Raw genomic sequence first — 6801 nt, 5'->3', positions numbered from 1 at the left:
CCGGCCGGCGCAGGTCATGCGGCTGGGCTGAGCGCCGGCGTCCGCAAACCGCCCCAGCACGAACCCGCGGTGGTGCGAGCGCACCGTCTATGGGGATTGGAAGATCTGCGGGCTGAGCGCGGGGTCAGCCGGTGGCACGGACCTGCCCTTGGGGGGCGGGGTGGGGCGGCCAACACGCGGGTTTAGACGCACCTGCGGGGGCGTGGCGCAGCGGCGGCGGGCCGGTGGGGCGACGATCGGCACGACGGCGATGGTTGCGGCCGGGTTGGGCACGCGGCGGCTCGCTGGCCGAAGCGACACGGCTTCGACGCGGGGCTGGACTGGAACGGGCCGGGTCACAACGCCCTCATCGCGGAGGGGCGCGGCGCGGTGGGTGGTACGCGCGGCTGAGCCGGGCTCGGGATGGCCGCGATGATGATCATGCGCCCGCCGCAGCACGGGCACGCCGGGCGCCACGCCGACGATCGCTCCGCCTCGATCTCGGTCGGTCCCGCAGATCTATGACGCGAAGGGGCGCCACCTGATGTCCCGGACTTTCGCCGACGCGACGGCGCGGGCCGGATCCCGGGTGGCATGAGCAGCGGCATGGCCGGTATGCCGCTGAGACTGCGGCCCGGGCAAAGCGCCGGTTAGCGGACGAGTACGACACGGCGCAGGGGCGGGGCCACTGGTCCTCGGGACGGCAGCACTGGGCGTTCCGGTGGGGAACGCCCAGCCCCGGTCGCAGACCTGCGTCTTACCCGGAAAGCCGTCTACGCCGCACCCGCACGTGCGAGACGCCAGCCGCGCGGATCGCCCGGATAGCGCGCGCAGTGTCTACTAGGGTGACGTGAGCGGCGGTTTTGGGTATTGGGCGGCTCGTTAAGGCGTGCGCGAAACCCAATATGCCGCCTCTGCAAAGGGTGGGGCGCAGAAAATCGCAGCGGAGCGGGAGGTATCCACGGACCAACCAGGCGATCCAGCGCATACCGCCGAGCTAATTCGACTCCGCTCCAAGACCGCTAATTGCTCGTAAATCGATTAACATCGCTCAACGCATCGCATCTTCTCGCCGGGCTATACTAACATCGCCTCGAATGCAGGCTGCTAAAAATGCAGTCGCAGCGAGGATTGGAGGAAAATAATGGCTGGCGGTATTGTCATTGGCGCGAGCAGAACCCGATCGAATGCCATACATTCCCAGCTAAGAGCTGGCGACATCATGATAAAATACAACGATGGTGGCGCTGTCAGCAATGTCATTCAGCTCGGACAGTTGTTCGGTCGCGGATCCTCAAAATTCACGCACGCTGGTATCATGTCTTCGGCGACCACCATCATCGAGATGAGCGGTTCCGGGCTTAACGAAAACAACCTTCTGACAAAAAATTCTGGCGTGAATTATGAGGTGTTCCGCTGCATAGATGCGGAAGTTGCGGCTGGGGCTGCGGAAACCGCCAAGATGATGTACGCCGGCGTGCAGGGTGGCGGAATGAAAGTCAGCTACGACATGAAAGGGTCGGTCGGATCCATTTTGTCGAGAAAACTCATTGGAAACAAGGTTCTGAACACGGATCTACAACTAGACAGATTGATGAGCGGTAAGGGTGCTGCATACTTCTGCTCTGGCCACGTTGTGCTGTGCTATCAAGCTGCAATAGCACAGATCCGGCAAGCCAGTGCCATCTCGCAGAACGTGTTCCCCGTGCAAGACGCCGGGAAGATGTTTAATCAGGAGCAGGGCTGTTATCAGCCGGCATTCTTGGAGAAAATGCTTCGGAAGAGCACATTCTTCACTTCTCTTGGAAAGTTTCGAGGCGTTCACCGCGCTGGATGATGCTATAGCTTTCGTAAGTTACGCACCTCTGGACCCCAATCGGGGACCACAGCCGCCCGAGCGGACCAGGGCCCTTCGCTCCGGCGCTGCTATTTGCTCTTGCCGCCCTTCTTGCCCAGTTCGGCCTGGGCCGATGACGACTTGCGCGGGTTGGGCTTACTCGCCTTGGCATTCGCCTTCTTCGCGGTCGTGCTGCCGTGGCCCTTCTTCTCGGTCATCGTCGCCTCCGTGATCTGAGGCGGCAATGGCAATCCCGAGATCAGCGTTCCGGGGCAGTCGCACACGGCAGTGGATAGCCGGGGACCATCGGTAGGTCCTCGTCCTCGACCAGCTCCGCATCGAGCGGCGGCCCCTCGTACAGCGCGCGCCACGCCGCTCCGCCATCGGGCAGCTCGACCGGCCGGCGGTCGGGAACTGGCGTCGCACCCGCAGTAGCTTGCCCGACCATCCGCCCATCTCCGCATCGGCCAGAAAGTCACTGACCGAAGAATGTTGCTCCTGTGCGGCTTCTGGAGCCATCCCACTCACATAGGCACAGGAAAACAGCCGAATTTCTGCAACACTTGAGCATCTGCCTCTTGACGAAGCATTCCTCGCTGTCGCTCTCATGGTCGCTTCAGAACAGAGGAGCGAGCTATGGCCGAAAACTCGACGGTCGAACCGATTGTGGACGATCGAACCGTAGATCTGACTGCGGATCTCGTCGCAGCCTACGTGGCCAACAACTCGGTTCCGGTGGCCGAACTGACCGCGCTCATTGCCTCAACGCACGCTGCGTTGAAGGGCCTCGATCAGGGTGCCAGCGCCGCGCCGCAGATCGACAAGCCGACGCCCGCCCAGATCCGCAAGTCGATCACGCCGGACGCGCTGATCAGCTTCATCGACGGCAAGCCCTACAAGACGCTGAAGCGGCACCTCACCGGGCATGGCCTGACGATCGAGGAGTACCGGAGCCGGTACGGCCTGCCGACGGACTACCCCTCGGTCGCCGCGGGCTACTCGGAGGCCCGCTCGGCTCTGGCGCGGAACCTCGGCCTGGGCCGGCCGCGGAAGAACGCGTCCCCGAAAGCTGCCGAGACCAGCGCGGAGGATACGAAGGCCGCTGATGTGGCTCCCAAGCCCGCCAGGGCCCGGAAGCCGAAGAAGGCGGCGCGGGCCGAAGCGGCTGAGTAGCCTGCTCTGCTGGGTCCGGCGTGGCCGTCAGGGCCACGTCCGGCCCTGCGCAGCCCAGCAGCCATATCAGGCCGCGAGCGCCGCCATCAGCGCGAGCCCCACGGCCGGCAGGGCGAAAGCCAGGACTGCGACGGTATCCAGGGGCGCTGGGCCGGCGATGTTCAGCCAGCGGCGCGCCACCAAACCCTCAGCGGCCATGCCGGCCAGCACGAGCCCGCAACCCACCATCAGGACGCCCGCCGAACTCATGATGTTGCCTGCTCTCGGACCTCTACGGGAGATAGCGCGGGGCGATCGGAAGTCATGGGCGAGGCGCACTGCTTAGCGGATCGCGACGGCGCACGCGCAGAAGACGAGGGCGGCGCCAGCAGCGGTCAGGCAGCCGGTTCTCCAGCATCCCCCTGCAGACCGGCGTAGGCGGGCATCGGCAGCGATCGAGAGCACGATGCCGGCGAGGAACAGGCCGCCCGGAACCAGGTCGCTGGTGAACATCGTACGCCTGCCCAGGGAACCCACCGCGTCGCACAATGCGTTCGGTGACGTGCTACCTCAACCCCAACAGGCGGAACCGTGGCGGGTGCCCCGCGGCATTTCGACGGCTTCGGTGGGGCCGGACCAATAGAAGACTACCCTTTGAGGAGCGCGCCGATGTCCCCATGGCTGGCCGGCATCCTGAGCGTCGAGACGGCGATGTGGTCGGCCATCCTGGCGGAGGCCGCCCACGGCCGGCACGAGGAGGCGCAACCGGCCGCTGGGCTCGCCCGCGTGTCCGGGTGGCTGCTCCTTATGGCGGCCGGCTTCTGGGTGTGGTCGAAGGTGATCTGACCGCTCCCCCGTGCCCCTCGGAGCGCCAAGAGGGGAGGTGACTTCGTGTTGCGCCCGTGTTGCGTGAAACCGCCGCGGCCGGATCGGCTCGGGTCGTAACCCTTCGTATTTTCAAGGCCCGTGTTGCAGCATGTTGCGAGCCTCCCGGAACACGTTTCGGACAGCAAATAGCCCGCTAAGTCGTTGACTAGGCGGGCTTAAACCATGGTGGCGAGGGAGGGATTTGAACCCCCGACACAAGGATTATGATTCCTCTGTTCTTGCTAGGCTCGATTTTGGAGTGTTGCCAGCTTCCGAGCGGCACCGCGTTGGGCGCGCAGTCGCTCACCATAGCGGGCCGGCATCGCCGGGGTCTTCCACGATCCGGCCTGCATCACCTCGAGCAGTTCGAAGCCTGCCGCGAACATGTCCTGCGTCGCCCCGACCCGGGTCGAGTGCCCCGACGGCAGGCGCGCCAGTTTCAGCCCGGCGGCCATGGCAAGATCGCGGAACACCCGCGCCACCTCCCCTCCCCCGAGCGCGGATGCGCCGACCTGCCCGCCCTTGCTCAGCGGCCGGAACAGCGGCCCGCTCTCCAACTGCGCGGCCGCGATCCACGCCCCGATGTGCGCCATGGTGTCGGGGGCGAGATACTTGATCGCCCCCTCCCCTTCCTGGTCGGCCTTCGAGCGCCGCACCAGCACCGTGCCCGAGCCGTCTGCGCCCTCCTGCAGATCCCCTATATATAATGAGACGAGTTCGGAGCGGCGCAGCAGCGTGTCGTAGGCGACCGCAACCAGCGCCGCGTTGCGCAGCGCGATCAGCGGTGTCTCACGGTTGGCTTCCATCACACGCCGGTGCAGCCGCCCGGGCGTCTTCACCTCCAGCATGCGCTCGATGCTGCCCCGGTTGAGCGGCTCGGCCTGCTTCTGCCGCCGGCCCTTGGCCCGGTTCATCCGCTTCACCGCCAGCCGGACGATCTCATCGGCGCAGGGGTTTTGCAGGCCGGCGGCGCGGTGCAGCGCCGCGATCGAGGAACGGTAGCGCTCGACCGTGGCGCGGGATTTCAGCGCGGCTTGCGCGTCGATGAAGGCCGCGATCGTCTCGGGGGTCGCCGGCAGCATCGCCCTCCCCGCTTGCCCACACCATGCGGCGAAGATCCGGCTGTCGGCGGCGAGCGCGCGGACGGTGTTGTCGGCGAAGGCGCCGCGTGCGGCGCGGGCGTGCTCTTCCAAGCGCTCGACGAGAAGGTCGAGGCCGGGCGGCAACGCGTCGGCGAACGGAACCGGCGGAGCGAACACGCCGCGGCGCGGCTCGGAGGTCGGATCGGCGGCGTCAAGCTCCATGTGTGGAGCTTAGCCGTTCAGATCCTTACGATCCACACATTTTCGACGATAAACTGCATTATCGGGGCCAATCTAAAAAGCGTGGCCGCGCGGGAAGGGCATACCGATTTGGACCGCATGTCGCGCGGCCATGCCCGCTTTCAAGCCCTATGGACTTCTCGGGGAGCAAAGCGCTAATTCTCCTAAAATCGGGGTTTGGTAGAGAGAGATATGGCAAAGCCTCATCAGCGCTTGGTTCAAGTAGCCGAGAATGGTCGCATGAACCTGCCTGCGGACGTTCGGCGAGCCTTGGGCTTGAACGGCCCCGGCCGCATAATCCTCACACAGAATGAGAACGGGGTCATGCTCACTACCGCAGACCATGCCCTGAGGCGCATTCGTGCATTGGCAGCCCCATTCAAGCCTGAGGGCCGCTCGGTGGTCGACGAGCTGCTGTCGGATCGTCGGGAGGAAGTTGCCTATCAAGGCGAACGGGTCGGAGGAGTCGATCGTGGCTGATGTCGTACTCGACGCTTCGGCAATCCTAGCTGTCATTTTCGAGGAGCCGGGTGCGGAACGCGTCGCGCTCCACCTGCCAGGCGCTATGGTCTCGACTGTAAACGTGGCCGAGGTCATGACGAAGCTCTTCGATCTCGGCATGCCGGAGGAGACGGTCGATGACGTGATTGCCGGCCTGCAGCTTACGGTGTTGTCGTTCGACCTCGATCAGGCTGCGCAGACGGCCAAGCTGCGCACGCGCACCCGAGATGCCGGCCTCTCGCTCGGCGACCGCGCCTGCCTTGCCGCTGCGAAGATCCAGGATGCGCCCGCTATGACTTCGGATCGAGCATGGAAAGGCCTGCAACGCGCGATCGAGGCGAAAATCGAGATCATACGCTGATTTTTGACAACCTGATCTTTCGAAGAGACCTGTCTTCTATTTCTATCTAAATCTGCCCGCCGAGCTCCAGGAGTTTCCGTACCGACGGCTCTACACCCTTGCGACCAGCGTCGATGTCCTGAGCCTCAGCCGATATCGGCGTGCCTCCTTCGAGTTCGACACGATCAACGCCGACACCGCGGACGCAGCGGGTGCGCAGATCGGCGACCTCTTCCACCAAGCGCGCACGAAGCCGTTCGCGGTCGTGTCCCCTGGCGTGGTGTAGCCGCGGCGTGGCCACCACGATCACCAGCCGGGGCCGGGACACGATCAGGCTGCCAGGGTCGGCAGGCTGACGAGGGGATCATCGCCGATCGGGGCGATGCTTTCCAGCGTGATGTAGCGCGAGCGCTGGACGACCTACTCGTCGTTCTGTTCGAGCAGGATCGCCCCGATGAGGCGGGTGATGGCGTCCTCGTTGGGGAAGATGCCCACCACCTCGGCGCGACGCTTGATCTCGCCGTTCAGGCGCTCCGTAAGCGCTCGGCGGCGGGCCTTCCGGTCAGGCAGCGTGAGCGACGGGCGAGGCCGGCGTCCAGTTCCAGGGGAGCAGGTCGGCCAGCCGCTTTGCCGGATGGTCGGCGATGCGGGTGAGCACGTCGCGCAGGTACGCCTCGCTGTCGAGCCCGTTCAGCTTGGCGCTCTCGATCAGGGTGTAGAAGGCGGCAGCGCGCTCGGCACCGCGCTCCGAGCCGGCGAACAGGTAGTTCTTGCGCCCCACCGCCATCTCACGGTCATTCTGC

9 protein-coding genes and 1 pseudogene are annotated in these 6801 nt (G+C 65.2%); 4 read left to right on the top strand and 6 right to left on the bottom strand.

Features of this window, described 5'->3' with window-relative positions; genetic code table 11:
- Positions 1-1123 precede the first annotated feature (1123 nt).
- Positions 1124-1816 carry a hypothetical protein gene (locus Q8W71_RS32080; protein WP_305529388.1) on the top strand — a complete coding sequence of 231 codons (693 nt, stop codon included), beginning with the start codon at positions 1124-1126 and terminating at the stop codon, positions 1814-1816.
- Positions 1817-1905: 89 nt separating this feature from the next.
- On the opposite strand, the gene Q8W71_RS32075 is transcribed toward Q8W71_RS32080, so the two are convergent.
- Positions 1906-2034: a hypothetical protein gene (locus tag Q8W71_RS32075; RefSeq protein ID WP_305529387.1), complete on the bottom strand. Its 129-nt coding sequence runs from the start codon at positions 2032-2034 to the stop codon at positions 1906-1908.
- 418 nt (positions 2035-2452) lie between these two features.
- Here Q8W71_RS32075 and Q8W71_RS32070 point away from each other — a divergent pair, with 418 nt between their 5' ends.
- Positions 2453-2989, top strand: a complete 537-nt coding sequence (locus tag Q8W71_RS32070) for a Ros/MucR family transcriptional regulator (RefSeq protein WP_305529386.1) — start codon at positions 2453-2455, stop codon at positions 2987-2989.
- A 66-nt stretch (positions 2990-3055) separates the two neighbouring features.
- Here the strand turns inward: Q8W71_RS32070 and Q8W71_RS32065 are convergent, their stop codons facing one another.
- Together Q8W71_RS32065 and Q8W71_RS32060 are read right to left on the bottom strand one after the other, a co-directional pair.
- Positions 3056-3238 (bottom strand): hypothetical protein, encoded by a 183-nt coding sequence (locus Q8W71_RS32065; RefSeq protein ID WP_305529385.1) that lies wholly within the window; start codon positions 3236-3238, stop codon positions 3056-3058.
- A 72-nt stretch (positions 3239-3310) separates the two neighbouring features.
- Positions 3311-3481: a hypothetical protein gene (locus Q8W71_RS32060; RefSeq protein ID WP_305529384.1), complete on the bottom strand. Its 171-nt coding sequence runs from the start codon at positions 3479-3481 to the stop codon at positions 3311-3313.
- Between the two features lie 156 nt (positions 3482-3637).
- Between Q8W71_RS32060 and Q8W71_RS32055 the strand changes: the two genes are divergently transcribed.
- On the top strand, positions 3638-3814 hold the full coding sequence (locus Q8W71_RS32055; RefSeq protein ID WP_305529383.1) for a hypothetical protein: 177 nt from the start codon (positions 3638-3640) through the stop codon (positions 3812-3814).
- Between the two features lie 263 nt (positions 3815-4077).
- Here Q8W71_RS32055 and Q8W71_RS32050 read toward each other — a convergent pair whose 3' ends face one another.
- Positions 4078-5139: a tyrosine-type recombinase/integrase gene (locus tag Q8W71_RS32050; RefSeq protein ID WP_305529382.1), complete on the bottom strand. Its 1062-nt coding sequence runs from the start codon at positions 5137-5139 to the stop codon at positions 4078-4080.
- A 490-nt stretch (positions 5140-5629) separates the two neighbouring features.
- Between Q8W71_RS32050 and Q8W71_RS32045 the strand changes: the two genes are divergently transcribed.
- Complete coding sequence (locus Q8W71_RS32045; RefSeq protein ID WP_305529381.1) at positions 5630-6019, top strand: type II toxin-antitoxin system VapC family toxin; 390 nt, start codon at positions 5630-5632, stop codon at positions 6017-6019.
- A 309-nt stretch (positions 6020-6328) separates the two neighbouring features.
- Here the strand turns inward: Q8W71_RS32045 and Q8W71_RS32040 are convergent.
- A pseudogene (locus Q8W71_RS32040) lies at positions 6329-6532 on the bottom strand (transposase); the annotation flags it as partial.
- Positions 6533-6560: 28 nt separating this feature from the next.
- A partial coding sequence (locus Q8W71_RS32035) for a transposase domain-containing protein (RefSeq protein ID WP_305529380.1) occupies positions 6561-6801 on the bottom strand: 241 nt, incomplete at its 5' end.

The sequence above is a fragment of the Methylobacterium amylolyticum genome (genome assembly GCF_030700245.1).
GTDB lineage: Bacteria > Pseudomonadota > Alphaproteobacteria > Rhizobiales > Beijerinckiaceae > Methylobacterium.
The sequence above is the reverse complement of the archived record's forward strand: the minus strand, read 5'-3'. Positions and strand labels throughout refer to the sequence as shown.

Bases quoted from the DNA above. Each gene is read 5' to 3' on its own strand.
- Q8W71_RS32055 (WP_305529383.1), top strand. From the start codon at position 3,638: ATGTCCCCATGGCTGGCCGGCATCCTGAGCGTCGAGACGGCGATGTGG.
- Q8W71_RS32080 (WP_305529388.1), top strand. From the start codon at position 1,124: ATGGCTGGCGGTATTGTCATTGGCGCGAGCAGAACCCGATCGAATGCC.
- Q8W71_RS32050 (WP_305529382.1), bottom strand. From the start codon at position 5,139: ATGGAGCTTGACGCCGCCGATCCGACCTCCGAGCCGCGCCGCGGCGTG.
- Q8W71_RS32060 (WP_305529384.1), bottom strand. From the start codon at position 3,481: ATGTTCACCAGCGACCTGGTTCCGGGCGGCCTGTTCCTCGCCGGCATC.
- Q8W71_RS32075 (WP_305529387.1), bottom strand. From the start codon at position 2,034: ATGACCGAGAAGAAGGGCCACGGCAGCACGACCGCGAAGAAGGCGAAT.
- Q8W71_RS32070 (WP_305529386.1), top strand. From the start codon at position 2,453: ATGGCCGAAAACTCGACGGTCGAACCGATTGTGGACGATCGAACCGTA.
- Q8W71_RS32065 (WP_305529385.1), bottom strand. From the start codon at position 3,238: ATGAGTTCGGCGGGCGTCCTGATGGTGGGTTGCGGGCTCGTGCTGGCC.